Annotated in this window: 15 protein-coding genes; 9 read left to right on the top strand and 6 right to left on the bottom strand. The window is 34.2% G+C overall.

Annotation, left to right across the window (positions count from 1 at the left end):
• Positions 1 to 63: 63 nt before the first annotated feature.
• Both LNQ81_RS11125 and LNQ81_RS11120 read left to right on the top strand, forming a co-directional pair.
• Entirely contained in the window at positions 64 to 2,661 is a 2,598-nt protein-coding gene (locus tag LNQ81_RS11125) for a tetratricopeptide repeat protein (RefSeq protein WP_229946726.1), read from the top strand.
• Positions 2,661 to 3,125 (top strand): GNAT family N-acetyltransferase, encoded by a 465-nt coding sequence (locus tag LNQ81_RS11120; protein WP_229946724.1) that lies wholly within the window; start codon positions 2,661 to 2,663, stop codon positions 3,123 to 3,125. The genes LNQ81_RS11125 and LNQ81_RS11120 overlap by 1 nt, the downstream gene beginning before the upstream one ends.
• Positions 3,126 to 3,600: 475 nt before the next feature.
• Here LNQ81_RS11120 and LNQ81_RS11115 read toward each other — a convergent pair whose 3' ends face one another.
• From LNQ81_RS11115 to LNQ81_RS11095, 5 genes are all read right to left on the bottom strand, one after another.
• A complete protein-coding gene (locus LNQ81_RS11115) occupies positions 3,601 to 4,974 on the bottom strand; it encodes an MFS transporter (RefSeq protein WP_229946723.1) in 1,374 nt (457 codons plus the stop codon).
• A gap of 147 nt (positions 4,975 to 5,121) precedes the next feature.
• Positions 5,122 to 5,886 carry an ABC transporter ATP-binding protein gene (locus LNQ81_RS11110; RefSeq protein WP_229946721.1) on the bottom strand — a complete coding sequence of 255 codons (765 nt, stop codon included), beginning with the start codon at positions 5,884 to 5,886 and terminating at the stop codon, positions 5,122 to 5,124.
• Positions 5,886 to 6,935, bottom strand: coding sequence for a FecCD family ABC transporter permease (locus tag LNQ81_RS11105; protein ID WP_229946720.1), 1,050 nt, complete (start codon positions 6,933 to 6,935; stop codon positions 5,886 to 5,888). The genes LNQ81_RS11110 and LNQ81_RS11105 overlap by 1 nt, the downstream gene beginning before the upstream one ends.
• Positions 6,922 to 7,815, bottom strand: coding sequence for an ABC transporter substrate-binding protein (locus LNQ81_RS11100; RefSeq protein WP_229946717.1), 894 nt, complete (start codon positions 7,813 to 7,815; stop codon positions 6,922 to 6,924). Before LNQ81_RS11100 ends, LNQ81_RS11105 begins: the two co-directional genes overlap by 14 nt.
• A gap of 11 nt (positions 7,816 to 7,826) precedes the next feature.
• Positions 7,827 to 9,992: a TonB-dependent siderophore receptor gene (locus tag LNQ81_RS11095; protein WP_229946715.1), complete on the bottom strand. Its 2,166-nt coding sequence runs from the start codon at positions 9,990 to 9,992 to the stop codon at positions 7,827 to 7,829.
• Between the two features lie 200 nt (positions 9,993 to 10,192).
• On the opposite strand from LNQ81_RS11095, the gene LNQ81_RS11090 reads away from it, so the two are divergent.
• Positions 10,193 to 11,095, top strand: coding sequence for a helix-turn-helix transcriptional regulator (locus LNQ81_RS11090; protein WP_229946713.1), 903 nt, complete (start codon positions 10,193 to 10,195; stop codon positions 11,093 to 11,095).
• Positions 11,096 to 11,195: 100 nt separating this feature from the next.
• Positions 11,196 to 11,666 carry a GNAT family N-acetyltransferase gene (locus LNQ81_RS11085; RefSeq protein ID WP_229946710.1) on the top strand — a complete coding sequence of 157 codons (471 nt, stop codon included), beginning with the start codon at positions 11,196 to 11,198 and terminating at the stop codon, positions 11,664 to 11,666.
• Positions 11,667 to 11,798: 132 nt separating this feature from the next.
• On the opposite strand, the gene LNQ81_RS11080 is transcribed toward LNQ81_RS11085, so the two are convergent.
• Positions 11,799 to 12,068, bottom strand: coding sequence for a hypothetical protein (locus LNQ81_RS11080; RefSeq protein WP_229946709.1), 270 nt, complete (start codon positions 12,066 to 12,068; stop codon positions 11,799 to 11,801).
• Between the two features lie 1,041 nt (positions 12,069 to 13,109).
• Between LNQ81_RS11080 and LNQ81_RS11075 the strand changes: the two genes are divergently transcribed.
• From LNQ81_RS11075 to LNQ81_RS11055, 5 genes are all read left to right on the top strand, one after another.
• A complete protein-coding gene (locus LNQ81_RS11075) occupies positions 13,110 to 15,326 on the top strand; it encodes a RelA/SpoT family protein (protein ID WP_229946707.1) in 2,217 nt (738 codons plus the stop codon).
• A gap of 97 nt (positions 15,327 to 15,423) precedes the next feature.
• On the top strand, positions 15,424 to 15,894 hold the full coding sequence (locus LNQ81_RS11070; protein WP_229946705.1) for a Fur family transcriptional regulator: 471 nt from the start codon (positions 15,424 to 15,426) through the stop codon (positions 15,892 to 15,894).
• Between the two features lie 27 nt (positions 15,895 to 15,921).
• A complete protein-coding gene (locus LNQ81_RS11065) occupies positions 15,922 to 17,193 on the top strand; it encodes an adenylosuccinate synthase (RefSeq protein ID WP_229946704.1) in 1,272 nt (423 codons plus the stop codon).
• A gap of 211 nt (positions 17,194 to 17,404) precedes the next feature.
• Positions 17,405 to 19,087, top strand: a complete 1,683-nt coding sequence (locus LNQ81_RS11060; protein ID WP_229946703.1) for an OstA-like protein — start codon at positions 17,405 to 17,407, stop codon at positions 19,085 to 19,087.
• 4 nt (positions 19,088 to 19,091) lie between these two features.
• Entirely contained in the window at positions 19,092 to 20,285 is a 1,194-nt protein-coding gene (locus LNQ81_RS11055) for an aspartate aminotransferase family protein (RefSeq protein ID WP_229946702.1), read from the top strand.
• Positions 20,286 to 20,311: the final 26 nt, after the last annotated feature.

Genomic DNA, 20,311 nt, shown 5'->3' with positions numbered 1-20,311 from the left:
TATAAATAGGTACTAGTAAATAGGGCTTTTTATTCTATTTTTGAGTTCAAAATATTAGACATAATGGGACATAGACATATAGTTACAAATATAGATTTAACGCTACAAGGTGAAGTAGAATATCACTTCATAGGAGAATGGAAATATGAGATTCCTTTATTCTTTTTTCCACTATTCTGTATCCCTGTACAGTCTAAAGAGTTAAAAGACTATAGCCTTAAACCTTCTTATCTTCTATACTTTAGAATGAAAGAAGCTATACCTCTATTTGAACAGTTTCACCAGTGGATCCAATCTAATATAGATACACTTATTCCTAAAGAACACCAACCTAACTATTTCGAATCCTATAATAAACAGATCTATTACTTCAATAATTTAGAAGGAGATAGCTTGGTATTAGATGGTTCAGATGTTTACAATATGAACGAAGGAAGTCATAAAAAGCTAGCTAAAGAGTACTTGGTTACTCTTGAAAGATTAGCTGTTGAGTTTAAAGAACTATTAAATAGCAATGCAAGCGTAGAACAGTTTAATCACTCTGATATAGCGAGTTACTTTTTCCCTTTTAGCACATTTAAAGAGTACTTAAATAATGATAATGCTAACTATGGCTGGGATTGGTTAGAAGTTGCATTTGAGAAGAACTACGACTTTGAGCATTTTGAAGAGAACGAACTTTGGGGTATTAGAAAACTAAATGGTGAAATAATACTCCCTCCATTGTATGAAGGTATTGGAGAATTTGAAGAAAGTGGCTTAGCGTATATCATTCTAAATGACAAATGTGGCCTAATCGATAAACAAGGAAACATTATACTTGAGCCTGTATGGGATTATGTAAGTACTACAAGCGTTACATACCTCCAAGGAGAAACTGACAAGGCTGATGACTATCAAACTATTATCACTTGTTCTCTAGAGAAAGATAATAAGTATGCGCTGTATAACCTGACAGAAAAAGCTTATATCACAGACTTTATATATGATGAGATAGAGCTGCTAAAAGACGATTATTACAATGTACTACAAGGCGAGTTATACGCTATTTTTAATTATAAAGGAAAAGAGTGTATACCATTCACCTCTACTGCTCCATTCGAATACTACTTTCAGTATTTCTGTGGTAAACAGGAGGATAACAACATCATGTATTCTAATGAATATGGCTTTATCGGCAACTTTGATTACAGTGATATCTCAGATATTGGGACAGGTAATTGTCTATTAGTACCTTCAGCTAATGGTCCCAAGCTTAAAAAGATTATTGATGCACAGGGAGAACTTATTTTAGATAATGTAAAGATGGCTGAAGGGCTTACAGATAAATGTATCAAGGTCATTACAGATCAAGGAATGACTATCTATGATTTAGAATTAAAAGAGAACCTAATTGAATATGTGAAAGGACGTATCGAGAAATACATCTTAATGGATATCAATCTACAAATCGGACAGGTATACATTAGTTCAGGAAAGAAAAAAGGAGTTTTTGATTGTATCAATCGCTTATGGGCTATCCCGTTGCAAGTAGCCACTGAACTTAAAGTTTTAGGCATAGAAGCTTATGCAATTAAAAATAACCTATGGAATATAACACCGATTGGACAAACAGCACCTGTGGTAGAAGATTGTAATTACATTGCCTTACATCCTCTCAATTACGAACCACAAGTTATAGTTGTTTACAAGGATAAAATGTTATATCAATATCAAGACAACGTTTTAGAGGTACTACCACATACGCAATTAATTGCTTTAGCAACTCGTATGCACTATAATCAGGAAGGAGAAGTAGGACTGTTTAAACCTTACTTTATGGAACAAACTAAACTAATGTCTATCGGTGATTACCTAAGTTTAGAACCTTTCTATATCCGTAGAATTAAAGACTATTATTTAGAGAACGACTTCACAGAAGCATATGAACAGTTGTTAAGTTTTGCAGAACAGTTAAATGATGATGAACTTCTAAATGAATTAGCCTATAGACATTTGACAGAAGAACAGTACATCGACTATCCCAAAGCAATGAAACTCTTTCTGATGGCTTCTGAGCTTGGCAATCATCACGCAGCCACCAATATTGGTTATATATATTTTGAAGCCTTAGGAGTGCCTTATAACAGTGAAGAGGGATTAAAGTACTATATCCTTGGCGCTGAAAGAGGAAACAACCAAGCGAAGATGAATCTTGCTGCACTCTATTATGAAGGAGCAGAAGGTATAGAGGCAAACTACCAAGAGGCTTTAAAATACTTCTTGCCATTAGAAAAGGTATGGGACTTCTATGTTTCCCATTATATTGCTGATTGTTATTTCTTATTAGGAGAATACAAAAAAGCAATGAAGTATATCAAAAAGGACATTAAGGAAGAAGATCATTTAGGCTCTTTCTTAATGGGTAAATGTTATAATCTAGGGTATGAAGTAAAACAAGATACTGTCAAAGCGATCGAATACTTTGAACAAGCAGTACAAAAAGGTTATACACAAGCAGTGACAGATTTATTATACATTTATGCTTATGATGAAACTCATAAAAACAGTGAGAAATTAGCTTATTATCTAGAAATGGCAAAAGAACATAATGTTTATATACCAAATGAACTACAACAAAAAAGTTTTTTAAAGAATCTATTAGGTAAATGGTTTAGATAATGATACAGATACAACCAGCAACAACAGGAGATATATTACAAGTACAATTGCTCTATAAAATGCAATTAGATGTAATGCAAGAGCATCAACCCTATTACTACAAAACTGACTTCATAGATCTCTCTTTCTTACAAGAAATGATTGAATCTAACGAAAATGACTTTTTATTAGCTATAGATAACAACAAAATAATAGGAATGGTAGCTTTATTTATAGAGCATACGCTACCGTATGAATGCTTTGTACAACATAGATACCTCAACTTTGCTGATATTTATGTGGAACCAGAATATCGTAGTAAAGGTGTAGGTAAACAATTAATCGATGCGGTTAAACAATGGGCTAAAAGTAAAAAGGTAGATTATATAGAACTCTATGTCGTTAAAGAAAATCCTCGTGCTTATGACTTATATATCAAAGAACATTTTGAACCTGTGCATACTGTTATGAGGTATAAGATATAGTGCATTCGCATTACAAGTGCAATTGTGTCCTCACTGAGGACACAATTATAACTAACTAAATAACAACAAGTTATTTATATATCATGAAGATTAGCTATTTTTAGTAATCAATTATTTCCTTCACTTTTCAAACATTACAATTATTTAATATTACCACCTTATCTAAAAAACCTAACTTGTGCTTATACAACTAATTAAGCACAATAATGGAACATCTTTTTACAGACATCATCCAGATAATTAAGCAATCACAAAACAATGCGATTAAACCCAGAATAAGTGATAGGCAAATAAACGAAAAGTAATTATACAAAATAGGTCTAAATTAGTGTCAAAAACATACTATAGCATGGTTGAGGAGCTAATGAAAGAGCTATGAAGTAGAAGTACTTTGTAGTATTTGGCTAACGCTGATTTTGGGTTAAAACTGTCAATGTTGAACTTATCAATCTCTATTGGAATATTGGCTTTTTATTTACTCTTTCAATACCTTCACTAATCGAATACTCAAGAGTAATCCTATAAACAACAATACACTAATTAAGACTAAAACGATTGCAAAAGCAGATGTATAATCTATTCTATTTGCTACGCCAAAGAATACGCTCCCTATAGCTGCTACTCCAAATGCTGAACCTATCTGCAAACCGCAATTGACAACACCTGAAGCTAATCCTGCAAACTGAATAGGTATATTACTTAAACTCAATCTCACTACAGAAGCTAATGTCAGTCCCATACCACTCCCGATAACGAATAAGTCAAGTTTAAATAGCAGTGGATGATAGTTATATAACGTTCCTAATAATAAGAGAAAACCTACTCCATAAGTAACTAACCCTACAGATAGTATGGTTTGTTTTAAAAATTTACTGATAAGGGATGAACTAAGCGACATAATAATAAAGCCTATACCAAACGGAATAATAGCTTTGCCCGCTTCCATACTGGTCCAATGTAATTCTTCTTGCAAATAAATACCGAGAACCAAGTAAAACACTCCGCTTGCATAATAAAGAAAACTTGTGATTACTCCCAACTTTAGATTCTTAAACTTAAAGATAGCAAAGTCTACCAAGATACTCTTGTCCTCTAGTTTTCGCTTATTCTGTACCTTAACGAACAAGTACAAAAACACAACCGACGTCACTAAAAATACAACAGTCTGTATATCTATTCCCTTCTCTACTATCTTGGTCAAAGGATAAATAAAACTCATTAACCCTAAACTTAATAAAGCAGTTCCTCTATAATCAACTTTTTCCATTGACTTGCTCTCTTGTTTTGGCAAGGCTATAATTGCCATTACCAATGCAAATACCCCAACAGGCAAGTTAACCAAGAATATCACTCGCCAACCTAAGTTAAACACATTCCACTCTATTAACACAGCTCCAAGATATTGTCCTAATGCAGCGGCTATCCCAAAAGTAAAACTATACAACGCCATTACCAGACGTTTCTCTCTTTCATCAAAGAGTGTATGTAATATCGCCAATACCTGAGGAATCATTACTGCTCCTGACACGCCTTGCATCACTCGCCCAGCTATCATAACAGTGGGTGTTTGCGATATTCCACATAAGACTGAGGAACTAATAAACCCCACTAAACCGATTATAAATATCTTTCTCCTTCCATAGATATCACCGAAGCGACCTCCTGATATTTGAAACACTGCATAAGCACAAGTATAAAACGAAACTATCATTTGTAACTCACTGTTACTTGACTTCAGTGAATGTTGTATAGATGGCAATGCCAAATTCACAATATAAAAATCTAAGGGAGAAAGTATAGTGGCTACTAACAGAATGAATAGTATAAACCATTTATCTTTAAAAATCATAAAACACATTTTAAAAGCTTAACCTAAGTTTTACCTCAACTAAGCTTATTATTACACTACAAAATTCTTAAAGAATCGTTCCTAACTCATAACGCATATAGAACTATAAACAACCCAAAAAGTTATTTAGCATTAGCTTAAGAACACTTACTGATAGCTAAAGAACAACTCATTGTCCTCCCCGTGTATCACTTTACAGCGAACACCAAAGACAGTCTGAATATTCTCAGGTGTCAATAAATCTATTGGTCTCCCCATACTGTGTACTTTTGTGTTTTTTAACGCGTAGATATACTCACAGAAGTTAGCCATTAGCGACAGGTCATGCATCGTTGCCAATACACCAATATTTAAATCCTTTACTATTCTTAGTATTTCTAACTGAAAGCGAATATCCAAGTGATTAGTCGGTTCATCTAAGATGATAAGTTCCGGCTGTTGTGCCAATGCTCTTGCCAGAAAAATACGTTGCTTCTCACCTCCTGATAGTGTAGATAGAGAGAGATCCTGATAAGCTAACATATCTACCTTCTCTAAACTTGATAAGGCAAATTGATAATCTTCTTCATCAAAAGCCTGCCATCTTGATTTGAATGGTATTCTTCCCATTAGCACGACATCTAATACTGTGCTGTCAAAAGTGATATCGTTAAACTGTCCCACTACTGCTATCTTTCTGGCCATCTCTTTTAAGCTAAAGCGCTTTATGTCCTCTGCTTTATACCGTACTGTACCGTGTTTTGTCTTTAATACGCTATAGATTATCTTTAACAAGGTAGACTTACCACATCCATTACTACCTACAATACCTACGAACTGCCCTGCCTTCACCTGTATACTTACATCATTCAATATTTCTCGTGTAGGATAACTAAAAGAAACTCCCTGTACATCTAATAATACCTCGCTCATTATATCCTTTTCTTATTGGTTAATAATATGATAGCAAACAGCGGACATCCTATTAAAGCAGTTACGATACCGATAGCTACTTCACTCTGCGCAATCAAAACTCGTGATAACCAATCTGCTGCTACTAAGAAAAACGCTCCTATCACTGCACTAAATAACAACGTCCAATAGTGCTTACTCCCTACTAAACTTCTAACGATATGGGGTATAGTTAATCCAACAAAACCAATGACTCCACAGAATGAAACCACTAAACTAGTAAGCACAGTCACTAATAGGATCATCACTACACGCTGTACATTAGGGTTAATCCCCAAAGTAACAGCAGATTCATTTCCCATCATCATAGCATCTAATTCTTTTGCGTGTAACAGGAAATATCCCAACACCAAAATCAAGACCATAAATACAATACTTACCTGTGTCCAACTCACTTGTGCCAAGCTACCCATACTCCAGAACGCCACTGCTCTCACCTTCTCACTATCCTCTGCTACATAGACCAAGGCGTTAGACAGCGCTCCACAGAATGCATTAATCACTGTTCCTGCTAATATCAAATAGAGTGTAGATACTCTACTATTCTTTAAGCTCAACATAAAGATAAAGAACGTAGCCCCACTCGCTCCGATAAAAGCTATCACAGGTATTCCCAGTTCACTTAATACTGTTCCACCTACACCGATACCTAAGACTATCGCAATTGTAGCTCCTAGTGATGCTCCTGATGATATCCCTAATAAGAAAGGATCAGCTAATGGATTCTGTACAGTAGACTGCATGACGGCACCACAGATAGCTAAAGATGCTCCTACCCCTATAGCCATGACTACTCGAGGCATACGCATTGTTAATAATACTTCTTCTATAATACTTAGCCGAATGTCTCCTTCTGAATACAGCACTGCTGTATCATCAGCATTTAATATATGTTGCAAATCGTTTAATGTAATGGGGATTTGACCGGATACCATAGCCCATATAGCCATAAAGACTACTATAACAACTAAGGCTACCAAGTAATAATACTTGTGTTTATTTTGTTTCATACTTTATTAAGGGATAAAAAAAAGAGACTAATTGTTCATATAGCGAGACAAACTCTAAACCGCCACTTACTGCATTAGAATAATCTACTGTCATAATGCGGTTATGCTGTACTGCATCTAACCGCTTTAAAACTTTGTGTTCTTTAAAGTATTTTAATAAGTCAGATAGACTATTCGCTTGAAAGCTTGACAGGATAATATAATCAGGATTTAGGCTTACCATATACTCTATAGATACGGGAATAACCATATTGGTACTTGTTAGAAACTCTACATTAAAGTCTGCTAACATAGCCCCTACTAAACATTTGTCTTGTGTGTAGCAGTAGTAAATATCACTTGAGCGCACATTGGCTAAAAACAATACCTTTTTAGGCTTACTGCCTTTTGTTATGGGTAATTTGTCTTTTAGTTTTTTAAGTTTATCATTCTCCTCTTTAATGAATTGTTCTACTTCTTTCTGTTTATTAAATACGGTACTAAAAGTGCGCAAGTCTTTATAGAATACTTCTAAGGTACGGGCTTCATTAAAGTCAAAAACAGAGGTTATCTCAACACCTTTCTTCTCCCAGAACTCCTGACTACCACTTCGCTTCGCCTTAAAAGCAGATTCCATACCGAACAGATGGCTTGGTCTTGTGACAATGATAGATTCTACAGATGGCCATAATGAAGTAAGGATAGGCCAATCCGTATATTCTCCTTTCTTCACTTTCTTATCGAGATACCCCACGCCTACTACTTTCTCCTTACCGCCGAAGTGCTTGACCATCTCCATAGCCTGCTGACCGAATATTACTATTCTATCATTGGATTGACTAAACATTCCTTGACAGAATAGCAACAAACAGCCTATTGTAATTATTCGCTTTATCTTCATTAATCTCATCCTTAGAAGTTATAGCTCAAACTTAGTTTTAAGTTAATAGGATCCTCAGGTCTCCAGTAGTAGAACCCTCCTCTTGAGTTGTAATAGGCTCCATTATATAAATATCTATCGAATAGATTATTCACTAATAACGATACTTTCAAGTCGTCCTTTTTCCAGCTTGCACCTACATCTACACGAGTGTAATCAGGTAATGGATCTCCTCCACCTCCACCGAATGCCCAAGTCTGACGGTCTCCCATAAAGGTAATCCCTCCCATAAATGACAAGTTCTTAAGTGCTCCCTCTTCTATGGTGTAATCTACCCACGCATTAGCGATATGCTTAGCATATCCACTTACTTTAGTACCTTTCTCAGTTCCTTTAGTAGCTTTAGTTACTTCAGAATCTGTATAAGCGTAATTCACATTGACATTTAATCCCTTAATTATTCTACCTGTAATATCTACTTCTATTCCTTGTGTTCTTGTTTGCCCTAATTGTAGTACATAACTCTCTCCTGGCGAATTACCAGGGTCATTAGATAAATGATTGTTCTTAGTAATGCTATAAAGTGAAACTGTTGATTGCAGTCGTTTATTAAACAAATTATTCTTCACCCCAAACTCTATATTATGTCCTGTCAAGGGTGTTACCGACGAGCCATCTTTCTTGATTCCCGTTTGAGGTACGAATGTCTGATCATACAGTCCGTATAGATTCGTATGATATCCCAGCTTATAACTCACACCTAAGCGAGGTGTAAACTTGCTGTTATTTCTATTATCCCTATTTCCATTCTCTTTTACAGTGGTATAACGCCCTGCTATTGTTACAAACAACTTCTCCTCGAAGAATGCCATTTCATCTTGTACATACACTCCTGTATAGCTTTGTCCTACATCAGCCTGCCCTATGCCATACTCTGCTACACGCTGTGTTAACGGTTTACTTCTATCAAACTGAGGATAACCGTGTATTGGCTTTTGATAATCATTATTGTAAATATTAAATGTACCGATGTCATCATAATCAAACTTCTGACTCCAATCCACCATATAGCGCTTATGCCCCATATCTATTCCTCCTAATAACTTGTGCTTAATCACCCCTGTCTCTACATCCCCATTAACGAATACCTGACCTACAGTAGCTGTATTCTCAGCATCCCACAGATTACTTGTTCTCACGAAGTCTCCTTTATCATCGATATGTGTCACCCACATATACTGCCCCTCTTGGTTAAACTTAAAGTAGCCCAACTGTGCATTTAACGTCCACTGATCATCTAACTGTGTTTTTAGATGTGTATTAAAACTGTGGTCATTCATCACTGATGGCTCAAACCCTGGATCTCCAAAAGTACGCTTGCGAGGTAGTGTAGCGAATCCCTCCTTAGAGAATAGATAATCAGCTCCGAAGTCTGACAGTTTTAATCGTTGATAGACATACTCTGTAGTTAGCGTAGTCTTGTCACTCAGTTTGAATAAAAATGAAGGAGCAAAGGCTATACGCTTATTAAACTGAAAGTCTCTATACCCATTCTTACTACTCCCCATTACGTTAATACGATAGAATACTTTATCACTAGCAGGAGTTAGATTTCCCTCCACATCAGCACTTGCACGCATATAATCAAAGCTACCATAGCTTAGCTCTACTTTTTGCTTTGTATTCATCGTAGGCTTTTTAATGACCACATTATAAATCCCAGACGGTTCACCATTAGACATCATAAAGCCTGCAGGCCCTTTCACAAACTCTATATGATCTACAAAACTCATATCTTCTGCCATCGGGCCATAAGTAGAAGATACATTCATTCCATTTCTAAACGCACTCGCTCTTGAGCCACGCATATTAATACGAACATAGACATCTCCCCATTCTTCTAATCGCACTGCACCACTGACATTACGAGTAACGCCATCAGTTAACGTAGTAATTTGGCGTGCTTCTATTAATTCGTTTGAAATAACTTGAATATTTTGTGGTACATTCTCTATCGCCTGACTTAGTCGTAAAGACTCTGATGTCTTCGTTTTTACAAATGAGCTCTTCTCTAAAGTGATTATTACATTTTCTAACTGCTGAGATGGCACTGTTAAGCTATCTTTTACTTCCTGTGCCAATAACCCGTGATTACAAAGACTCAACAGTAATGACAGACTGGTTATATGTTTATTCATGACTATATGTGTTTATATTATTTAAATCCATTTTAAATAACTAATCGCAAAAGTCCTATATTCAACCTTGTTAGATATAACGCTATAAGGTCACAAAACAACGTCAAAAGAAGTATTACAACTAACTACAAATCATTTTAATAGCAACTTATTTAAAACCAATATAAATACTTACTTTTGCAATGTCAAATATATTTAGGATGTTACATACAGACACTCAGAAGAACATAAATAGTCAGAACTACCATATCAATGGTTCTCATTATACTATGGATATAACGACTATAGAAACGTCTATTGTGAGTATTAAACACGGTATTTACACAGCAGAACAAGACTTCTATCACGCTGTCTTACCCACAAAAGAATCCATCTTGACTTGCAACTGTATTCAAGGAAGTAGTCTTACCCTTAACCACGATAATCTAAATATACACGAGCAAGGGGGACTATTGTTTCAAGAGCAAGCTGTGCCTTATGAGCACATTATGAAAACGGATAAAGACAACAAAGGGGAATTCTTAGAGATCGCTGTCAACAAGAGCTTTATCACAAATTTATTTGAAGAAGAAAAGGCATATTTAGAAGAGTTATTAGGTATCAACTCTCCTAAACTAATGTTTGATTTAAACTTGAACACAATCCAAGTATTACAACAATTAGTATCTAATCCTTACCAAGGTAAACTAGCAGAACATTACCTAAACAATAAAGTGGCAGAAGCACATCTATTACATTATACAAATTGGTGTTATACCAACACGCATAAGGAAATACCTTTGCATAAAAAAGATGAACAAGCACTTCACGACATTAAGAAGTATATCACAGAGAATTATAACAAAGACTTTACCATCCAAGAATTGGCATTAAGAGTAGGAATCAATCAAACCAAGTTAAAGAAAGGATTCAAAACACTCTTCGGAACAACAACCTTTAAGTACATCCACGATCTTCGAATGCAGCGAGCACTTGAGATGATCCAATCTAATGAATATAACATCTACGAAATAGCAGAATATGTAGGCTATAAGCACAGTCACCACTTCTCTTCTGCCTTTAAGAAATACTATGGTCAACTGCCGACTAAGGTGAAGGTATAACTTATACTGTTATAACCACTCCCCCCTTATATAAAACTTCCATATACATTAGCCAATCTAATGTTAAACTCTTATTTTAGCCTATAAATTGACCATTAATATGATTAGAAAAGCAACTATAGAAGATCTTCTTTCAATACATAACTTATACAAAATTCTTTTTGATAGGATGGTCGAATTAGAGCCAAACTATATGAAGTCTGCCACTCAAGATACTACATTTATAAAAAGCGTTATTAAAGGAGAAAATGATTTTACTATTTTTATAGCAGAAGACAATAAAGAAGTTCAAGGTTTTGCTATTGCTCAGTTACAGAGCGCTCCGCTATACAATTGTTTCATACAGCAGCGATGTATCTACCTAATGGATTTAATTGTTAGTCCAGATAATCAGGGAAAAGGTTATGGAAAAAAACTAATACAAAGTATCAAAGAATGGGGAGTTCAAAATAAGGTAGAATACTTCGAACTAAGTGTTTTAACTGAGAATACCAGAGCTATTGCATTATATGAGATAGAAGGTTTTACGGCGTTTAATCAATCTATGCGTATGCGCTTGGATAACAAATAGGAATAACTATGAATAAACAAGAATATGCGATAGGATTACAGATCCCATTACTTTTCTTGTTTCTGTTACTCATTATACTACATTTCATAACTACACTACTATTCCCGATTTTTTAGCTATTACCAACTCCACTTATCCTTCAAAGAAAAAAGGAATATTATCCTCATAACCATTCTTAATTCTTCCTTTTACTTTTTCAAAAGCCAATAAAGAAGCTTCGAACTTTGGTTGACCAGTTACAAATATTGGTTGATTTAAATCATCATACCAGTAATATCTACCACCGAAATTTCGCTTCGCTACTTCGAATACATAAGCCCCGATAGCTTCAGTAAGTCCCTTTTGACCTTCCTCTTCCATCTTATCAAAATAAACAGCTACTCCTTCTAAAATTCTATCCACGACTTTTAGGCTATCAATACTAAAATCTAACCTTTCAAAATCATCACTAAATTTTTATACAAAAAGTGCAGCTTTATCTGCCATTTCCTCTGAAAACTGTTCTTCACGCTGATTAGAATCATTACTACTTTCAAAGTCCCTCTTTTTCTTAAACAAATCAAATAATCCCATATCTATATTTTAAATTACCATCAAACATTTAAATAAACACAAATTTATCCTATACAAATATAAAAAATTAACAACAAACCATACTTATAACAAAATTATTACTCCTTAACAACATCTCTTTACAACCTTATCCTACATCCCATTAAAGAATATCCTATTAGAAAAACTAATTAAAATCAGTAAATTTCAAATTACATTTTTTGTTAACTACTGTCTTTCTTGCCAAAAATTAAAATTTTATCAGTTCATAAGTTACTTTTTATTCTATTCTCCTCTCTAAATATGCTTTAGAAAGTTTTAATATGCTTTTTTTATACATTTTTATTTAAACCATTTTCAAATAAACAATTGATAAACAACAATATAAAAACAAAACATTAATTACTCCCTATTCCTTAAACCCTCTTTAAACCCAATAATTTAAAGGCTTGGTATTAACTCCAAGGACAGTTTAAGGACAATAGTTGGGTAAACAGCAGTTTTACCCAACTATTGTCCTAGTATACTTCCTTTATTCTTCTTCTATTAAACAATAAATTTGAAATTACATATTCTTTAGATTAATTGAAGTCAGACTTATAAGACATAAATTCTATCACTTCATTTTTCTAAATGAGAAAACAGACACTTTATCTCTTCTGTTATCCTACCTATCTATACACATTTTATTACTTATCTAACGGTTTGTTTTGTTACTTCTATTTCACTAACTCTATAGATTTATTATAAAGAATTGAAATTAAACACAGTATAACTTCGTTTATCGAATCATAATTCATCATTTTTTTAACAAATGATAGACTGAGTATAACTTAATTTTCCTTATATTTAAACAACAGTATTTTAGATATAAAAAGTTGCGAATTATATATGACAGAGGAAGAAATAGAATTAGAAAACAAAGCAATCGCCAAAGAGTATAAAGAGCTTTTAAAGATTAGTTACCAAACTTTATCTGAAGAAGATAAAAAATTAATCCGCAAAGCATTTGACGTAGCTGTAGATGCACATAAAGATCAAAGAAGAAAATCTGGAGAAGCCTATATTTTCCACCCTATCGCTGTTGCCAAAATTGTAGCATCAGAGATTGGATTAGGAGCTACCTCTATTGCAGCCGCATTGATGCATGACGTGGTAGAAGACACTGATATTACAGTAGAGCAAATCGAAGAATGGTTTAACCCGAAGATAGCCAAAATTGTAGAGGGATTAACGAAGATGGCTATGTTAGAGCCTGACCCACATATCTCAATGCAGGCAGAGAATTATCGCAAAATGTTATTAACATTAAACGATGATGTCCGTGTAATCTTGATTAAGATAGCTGACCGTCTACATAATATGCAGACGATGGAAAGTATGGTAGATTATAAACAGGCGAAGATAGCCTCTGAAACTTTATATATCTATGCTCCGTTAGCACACCGTTTAGGATTATTTAATATCAAAACTAAACTAGAAGATTTAGGTCTTAAATATACTGAACCTCGCATTTACCAAGACATTCTAAATCGAATGAAAGAAAGTAAAGAAGAGCAAGATCAGTACATACAATCCGTTAGTAATATATTAAAAAAATCTCTTGATGAAGAGCAAGTAGAATACTCTATGAAAGGTAGACCAAAGTCTATCTACTCTATTCGTCGTAAGATGAAAGCGCAAAACGTAACTTTTGATGAAGTCTATGATAAATTTGCTTTGCGAATTATCTATAAATCTACTCAACATGATGAAAAGTTTATTGCATGGAAAATTTATTCAATTGTAACGGATCACTTCCGTCCTAGTCCTAACAGACTTCGAGATTGGATTTCTGCCCCTAAAACTACAGGTTATGAAGCTTTACATATTACTGTAATGGGACCTAAAGGCCGCTGGATCGAAATACAAATACGAAGTGAGCGAATGGATGAGATAGCAGAAAAAGGATATGCTGCTCATTATAAATACAAACAAGGAGTAACTGAAGAAAACAGTTTAGATAAATGGCTTAACCAGTTAAAAGAAGCACTAGAAAATGCAGAAAGTGATGCAGTAGACTTCGTAGAAGACTTTAAACTGAGTCTATATGCTAAAGAGATCTATATATTCACACCTAAAGGAGAGATTAAATCACTACCTAAAGGAGCTACTGCATTAGACTTCGCCTTCTCTATACACTCTGAGGTAGGTCTACGCACAAGAGGTACTCGTGTCAATGGCAGATTAGTTCCTCTAAATCATATATTAGCCAGTGGAGATCAAGTAGAAGTTATCACCTCTGAGAATAAAAAACCTAGTGTGAGCTGGTTAGAGTATGTTACGACTACTAGAGCTAAAAACAAAATCAAAAATGCGTTAAACGAAGATACCAAACGTATTGCAGAAGACGGTAAAGAGCAGTTGATTCGAAAACTGAAGCACTTAAAGATTAATTTAGATGAAAAAGTAGTCAACGAAATGGTTGCTTATTTTAAACTAAAAACGAGTCAAGACCTATTTTATCGCATTGGCGCAGGAGCAATCGATAACGTACAATTAAAGGAATATGCAGCTAATAGAAATAATACGCTGTTTAACTTCTTTAAAAAGACAATTAAGAGAGCTCCATCAATACCAGCAGTAACAGATAATACCACAAGTAAGGCTGGAGACTTACTTGTCTTTGGAAAAGAAAAAGAAAAGCTAGATTATAAACTAGCAACCTGTTGTAACCCTATACCGGGCGATGATGCTTTTGGATTTGTAACCATCAATGAAGGAATTAAAGTACACAAAACAGACTGTCCTAATGCTATAAGTATGCGTTCTAATTATGCTTATCGAATCATCCAAGCATTCTGGGTAGATTCTAAAGAAGCAATGAACTTCGAGGCAACAATAAACATCACAGGAATGGACTCAGCAGGATTAACTGGTGATATAACGCGAATTATTATTGAAAGTAAAGTAATAAATATACGCAGCATATCTTTAAGTGAAAATGCAGGTATCTTTAAAGGATCAATAACAGTCATCGTACCCAACAATGATGTATTGAAAAAGATGATGAGTAACCTTAAGAAAATAGAAGGAATTGAAAAAGTAACAAGAGTCAATCCATCATAAAATAATGATAATTTATCGCGATATAGACTAAGCTTATTTTAAAAGTTTCGATACGAATGAAAATAACTCTATATTTGCAACTAAGATATTTTTTAATATGGGAAGTGAAAAAAATCAAGAAATCGTTAAAAATGTTTTCACGAAGTTTCTAGAAGAAAGAGGACATCGTAAAACACCTGAAAGATATGCTATTCTTCAAGAAATATATGATAGTGAAGAGCACTTTGACATTGAGTCTCTTTACATTAAGATGAAGAACAAGAACTATAGAGTTAGTAGAGCTACTTTATATAACACTATTGAAATTCTTTTAGAATGTGGATTGGTAAGAAGACATCAATTTGGACAAAACCAAGCACATTATGAGAAGTCTTATTTCGATAAGCAACATGACCACATTATCTTAACTGACACTGGAGAGGTTATAGAATTTTGTGATCCACGCATACAAACAATTAAAAAGACAATTGAAGAAATCTTTAATATAGATATTCACAATCACTCACTTTATTTCTATGGAAGTAGAAAAAATACTGAAGCTGAAGAAACTGTGGAAAACAACAACTAAATTTCAAACTTTTTAACAACACAAACAATGACAGTAGACTTACTACTAGGCTTGCAATGGGGCGATGAAGGAAAAGGTAAAATCGTAGATGTACTAACTTCTAAATATGACATCATTGCTCGTTTTCAAGGAGGACCAAACGCAGGACACACTTTAGAATTTGACGGAATTAAACACGTATTGCGCACTATTCCATCTGGGATATTCCATCAAAATTCTATTAACATCATCGGTAACGGTGTAGTTATTGACCCTGTGGTTTTCATCAAAGAGCTTGAGGGATTAGAGAAGTTCAATATCGACATTTATACGAGATTATTAATTTCTAGAAAAGCTCACTTAATCTTACCTACTCACCGCTTACTAGATGCTGCTTCAGAAGCTGCAAAAGGAAAAGCGAAAATCGGATCTACACTTAAAGGTATTGGCCCAACGTATATGGACAAAACAGGTAGAAATGGTTTAAGAGTTGGAGATATCGAACTTGCAGATTTTAAAGAGCGTTACCGCACTTTAGCTGATAAGCACGAGGCAATGATTAAGTTTCACGATGTAGAATTACAGTACAACTTAGCTGAACTAGAAGAAGAATTCTTCACAGCAGTTGAACAATTAAAGAAACTGACGTTCATTGATAGTGAAAACTATATCCATACTGCCTTAAGAGAGGGTAAATCAGTATTAGCTGAAGGAGCTCAAGGGTCATTGCTAGACGTTGATTTTGGAACATATCCATTCGTTACATCATCTACTACTACAGCAGCAGGTGCTTGTACAGGATTAGGTATCGCTCCTAATAAAGTTAAAAATGTATTCGGTATATTTAAAGCATACACTACACGTGTAGGTAGTGGACCATTCCCTACGGAATTAAGTGACGAAATCGGTGCTACTATGGCAAACGTAGGTCGTGAGTTCGGATCTGTTACAGGTCGTGCTAGACGTTGTGGTTGGTTAGATTTAGTTGCTCTTAAATATGCAGTAGATGTAAATGGAGTAACAGAACTTTATATGATGAAAGCTGATGTATTATCAGGATTTGAAACATTAAAAATATGTACTAAATACCAATATAAAGGGCAAGAGATCACTCACCTACCTTATAATATAGAACCAGAAAACGTAGAGCCAATCTATGTAGAGAAAAAAGGATGGAAAGCTGACTTAACAGGTATGACAGAATATAGTCAACTACCTGAGGAACTTAAAGAGTATATCAAATTTATCGAAGATGAAGTTGGTGTACCTGTAAAAATAGTTTCTGTAGGTCCTGATAGAACACAGACTATCGTAAAATAATATATACTAAAAACACTTCTTCGGAAGTGTTTTTTTTTGCTTCTTTCACAAATGAAGTAACTCTTTCTTACTTTATATTATTACTAAAAGCGTAGAATACCCAACTATTTATCTCTCAGATACATCATTACTACACCGATTGTTTATAAATTCTTCTTAACTAAATTCTTTGTGCGTATTTTTTACTTAAATTTGAAAAAAATATAGCGTCTTGAGAACATTACCGTATTATATACTTTTTATATTATTCGCACTACTAGGTTTTAGTCAAAACAAAAAAAAAATCATTATACATCACGCAGATTACTCCGATATCAATTACGAAGTATTGCCTGATGCAGTAATTCTTACAGGTGATATATCAGCTGAGCATGATGGAATGACAATGACATGCAATAAAGCATACTTTTTTGAGAAAGAAAACTATCTTAAACTATTTGGTAACGTACAAATAGTCCAAGGAGATACACTTACACTAAATAGCAAATACGCTGAATACAATGGTATTAATGGATTTGCTTACGCACAAGGAGATGTCGTTATGACTTCTCCAGATTCATCACTTGAAACAGATACTCTAAAATTTGATCGTTCTAAAAACTTAGTTTTTTATGATACACATGCTACCATTCACAACAAAGGCAATGTACTAGAAAGTCAAAAAGGAAGATACTATACAGCAGAGAAAAAATTTCAATTCTTCACAGCTGTAAAAGTAACGTCTGAAAAAGGAACAGTAATTAAGTCTAATCACTTAGATTTTTATGAAGTTCCACAACATTCTTATGTATTTGGTCCTTCAACTATTACTAACAAAGAAGATTATATCTATACAGAAAATGGTTTTTATGATGTAAAAAAAGACCTTGGTAAAATGGTTAAAAACTCTTACATCTGGTATGATAAAAGAAAAATAGAAGGTGATTCTATTTACTACTCCAAAGCCAAAGACTTTGCTTCTGCTACTAATAATGTAAGAATCACTGATACAATCAATAAAAGTAAAATCACGGGGCATTATGCTGAATTGTACAAAGCTAAAGATTCAGTATTTGTAACTAAAAAAGCACTAGTAAGTATGAAATCACAAGAAGGCGATTCTGTCTACATGCATGCGCCACGTATACTACTTACTGGAAAAGATAAAGAACGTGTAATAAGAGCATTCCATGACGCTCGTATTCTACGAGATAGTATGAGTGGTAAAGCTGACTCAATACATTGGAGTGAAAAAGCAGGATTAACACAAATGATAGGTAAACCTGTTCTTTGGAATGGAGATAGTCAACTTACAGGACGTTTTATCCACTTGATCAGTAATGTAGCTACTCAAAAAATGGATTCCCTAAAAGTATTAGAAGAGGCCTTCATCATCCAAAAAGATACTGTTGGAGCAGGGTTTAACCAAATGAAAGGAGTAAATCTCTATGGTAAATTCAAAGAAAACAAATTAGATGAACTAGATCTAGTTAAAAATGCTGAAATCATTTACTATATGTATAATGATAGGAATGAATTGGTTGGTATTGACAAAGGAATCTGTAGTCACATTAATGTTAAATTTGAAGAAGGAAAAATTAGTAGTGCTACAAAATTTGTGAAACCTGATAGTGAATTATATCCAGATCAATTACTTCCCAAAAACGTTCGTGAATTGCGAGGATTTACCTATCGTATAGAAGAAAAAATTAATACTCTCTCTGATATTTTTACAGTAGAGGAAATAGATAAAGAAAAACAGGGAAAACAATTGAGAGATGAAAAGAAAGAAGGTTATAATAAACCTATTGATGTTTTACCCGAAACAATTAAAGGAACTCCTGGTTTGTCAAAACAATTAAAGGGAAACAAAAAACAAAAACAGAACAATACGTCTAAACAAGACAAAAAGTAATGTAATGAAAGAAGATTTTTATAAATACCAAGCACAGACATCACCTAATCCACTAGCAATGCAAGTAGCGTACGCTAAGGGATCATATATATATGATATAAATAACAAAGCATACTTAGACTTCGTAGCAGGTGTATCAGCTTGTACTTTAGGACATCAACACCCGAAGGTTAATCAAGCAATAAAAGATCAACTGGACAAATATTCACATGTCATGGTTTATGGAGAATACATTCAGGATCCTGCTGTAGAATTCTGCAGAATATTAGCAGAGAATATCCCTGCACCACTTAATAAAACATACTTAGTAAACTCAGGTACAGAAGCTACAGAAGGAGCTTTAAAATTAGCAAAAAGAGTTACAGGTAGAAGTCAACTAATTTCATGCTTTAATGCCTACCATGGTAATACAATGGGATCAATGAGTGTGATGGGATTCGAAGAGAGAAAACGCGCATTCAGACCATTACTACCTGATGTAGATTTCATCCATTTTAACTGTGTAGAAGACATACAAAAGATAACTAATAAGACTGCAGGCATCATCTTAGAGACTATTCAAGGTGGAGCAGGTTTTGTAGAGCCTTTTGATGGTTTTCTAACTAAAGTTAGAGATAGATGTACTGAAGTAGGTGCGATAATGATTGTAGATGAAATACAACCAGGTTTTGGAAGAACGGGTAAGTTATTTGGTTTTCAAAACTATGATGTAGTCCCTGACGTTATTGTTATGGGTAAAGGAATGGGAGGTGGAATGCCAGTAGGAGCGTTTACGGCAAGTGATGCACACATGGATTTACTTTATGACAACCCTAAATTTGGACATATTACAACATTTGGAGGACACCCAGTTATCGCTGCAGCTAGTTTAGCAACATTAAAAGAACTAGTAGAAACAGATATCATGGAACAAACTCTTGTCAAGGAGCGATTATTTAGAGAATTATTAGTTCACCCATTGATAGAAGAGATTAGAGGTCGTGGATTAATGATAGCTCCAATGACTCCTAATGCTGACATAACAAATAGAGTTATTATGAAATGTCAAGAAAAAGGATTAATATTATTCTGGTTATTGTTCGAAGGAAAAGCTATTAGAATAACTCCTCCATTAACAATATCAGAAGAAGAGATAAAAGAAGGATGTGCTATCATAATTGAAGCACTAAATGAAGTACAAAAAGAATTAGGGTTATAGTATCCTAACTAATCAATTAAAACAAA

The organism is Myroides oncorhynchi (assembly GCF_020905415.1).
In the GTDB taxonomy this organism is placed as follows: domain Bacteria; phylum Bacteroidota; class Bacteroidia; order Flavobacteriales; family Flavobacteriaceae; genus Flavobacterium; species Flavobacterium oncorhynchi_A.
This window is presented reverse-complemented; position numbering and strand designations above follow the sequence as displayed.

Bases quoted from the DNA above. Each gene is read 5' to 3' on its own strand.
- LNQ81_RS11125 (WP_229946726.1), top strand. From the start codon at position 64: ATGGGACATAGACATATAGTTACAAATATAGATTTAACGCTACAAGGT.
- LNQ81_RS11120 (WP_229946724.1), top strand. From the start codon at position 2,661: ATGATACAGATACAACCAGCAACAACAGGAGATATATTACAAGTACAA.
- LNQ81_RS11115 (WP_229946723.1), bottom strand. From the start codon at position 4,974: ATGATTTTTAAAGATAAATGGTTTATACTATTCATTCTGTTAGTAGCC.
- LNQ81_RS11110 (WP_229946721.1), bottom strand. From the start codon at position 5,886: ATGAGCGAGGTATTATTAGATGTACAGGGAGTTTCTTTTAGTTATCCT.
- LNQ81_RS11105 (WP_229946720.1), bottom strand. From the start codon at position 6,935: ATGAAACAAAATAAACACAAGTATTATTACTTGGTAGCCTTAGTTGTT.
- LNQ81_RS11100 (WP_229946717.1), bottom strand. From the start codon at position 7,815: ATGAAGATAAAGCGAATAATTACAATAGGCTGTTTGTTGCTATTCTGT.
- LNQ81_RS11095 (WP_229946715.1), bottom strand. From the start codon at position 9,992: ATGAATAAACATATAACCAGTCTGTCATTACTGTTGAGTCTTTGTAAT.
- LNQ81_RS11090 (WP_229946713.1), top strand. From the start codon at position 10,193: ATGTTACATACAGACACTCAGAAGAACATAAATAGTCAGAACTACCAT.
- LNQ81_RS11085 (WP_229946710.1), top strand. From the start codon at position 11,196: ATGATTAGAAAAGCAACTATAGAAGATCTTCTTTCAATACATAACTTA.
- LNQ81_RS11075 (WP_229946707.1), top strand. From the start codon at position 13,110: ATGACAGAGGAAGAAATAGAATTAGAAAACAAAGCAATCGCCAAAGAG.
- LNQ81_RS11070 (WP_229946705.1), top strand. From the start codon at position 15,424: ATGGGAAGTGAAAAAAATCAAGAAATCGTTAAAAATGTTTTCACGAAG.
- LNQ81_RS11065 (WP_229946704.1), top strand. From the start codon at position 15,922: ATGACAGTAGACTTACTACTAGGCTTGCAATGGGGCGATGAAGGAAAA.
- LNQ81_RS11055 (WP_229946702.1), top strand. From the start codon at position 19,092: ATGAAAGAAGATTTTTATAAATACCAAGCACAGACATCACCTAATCCA.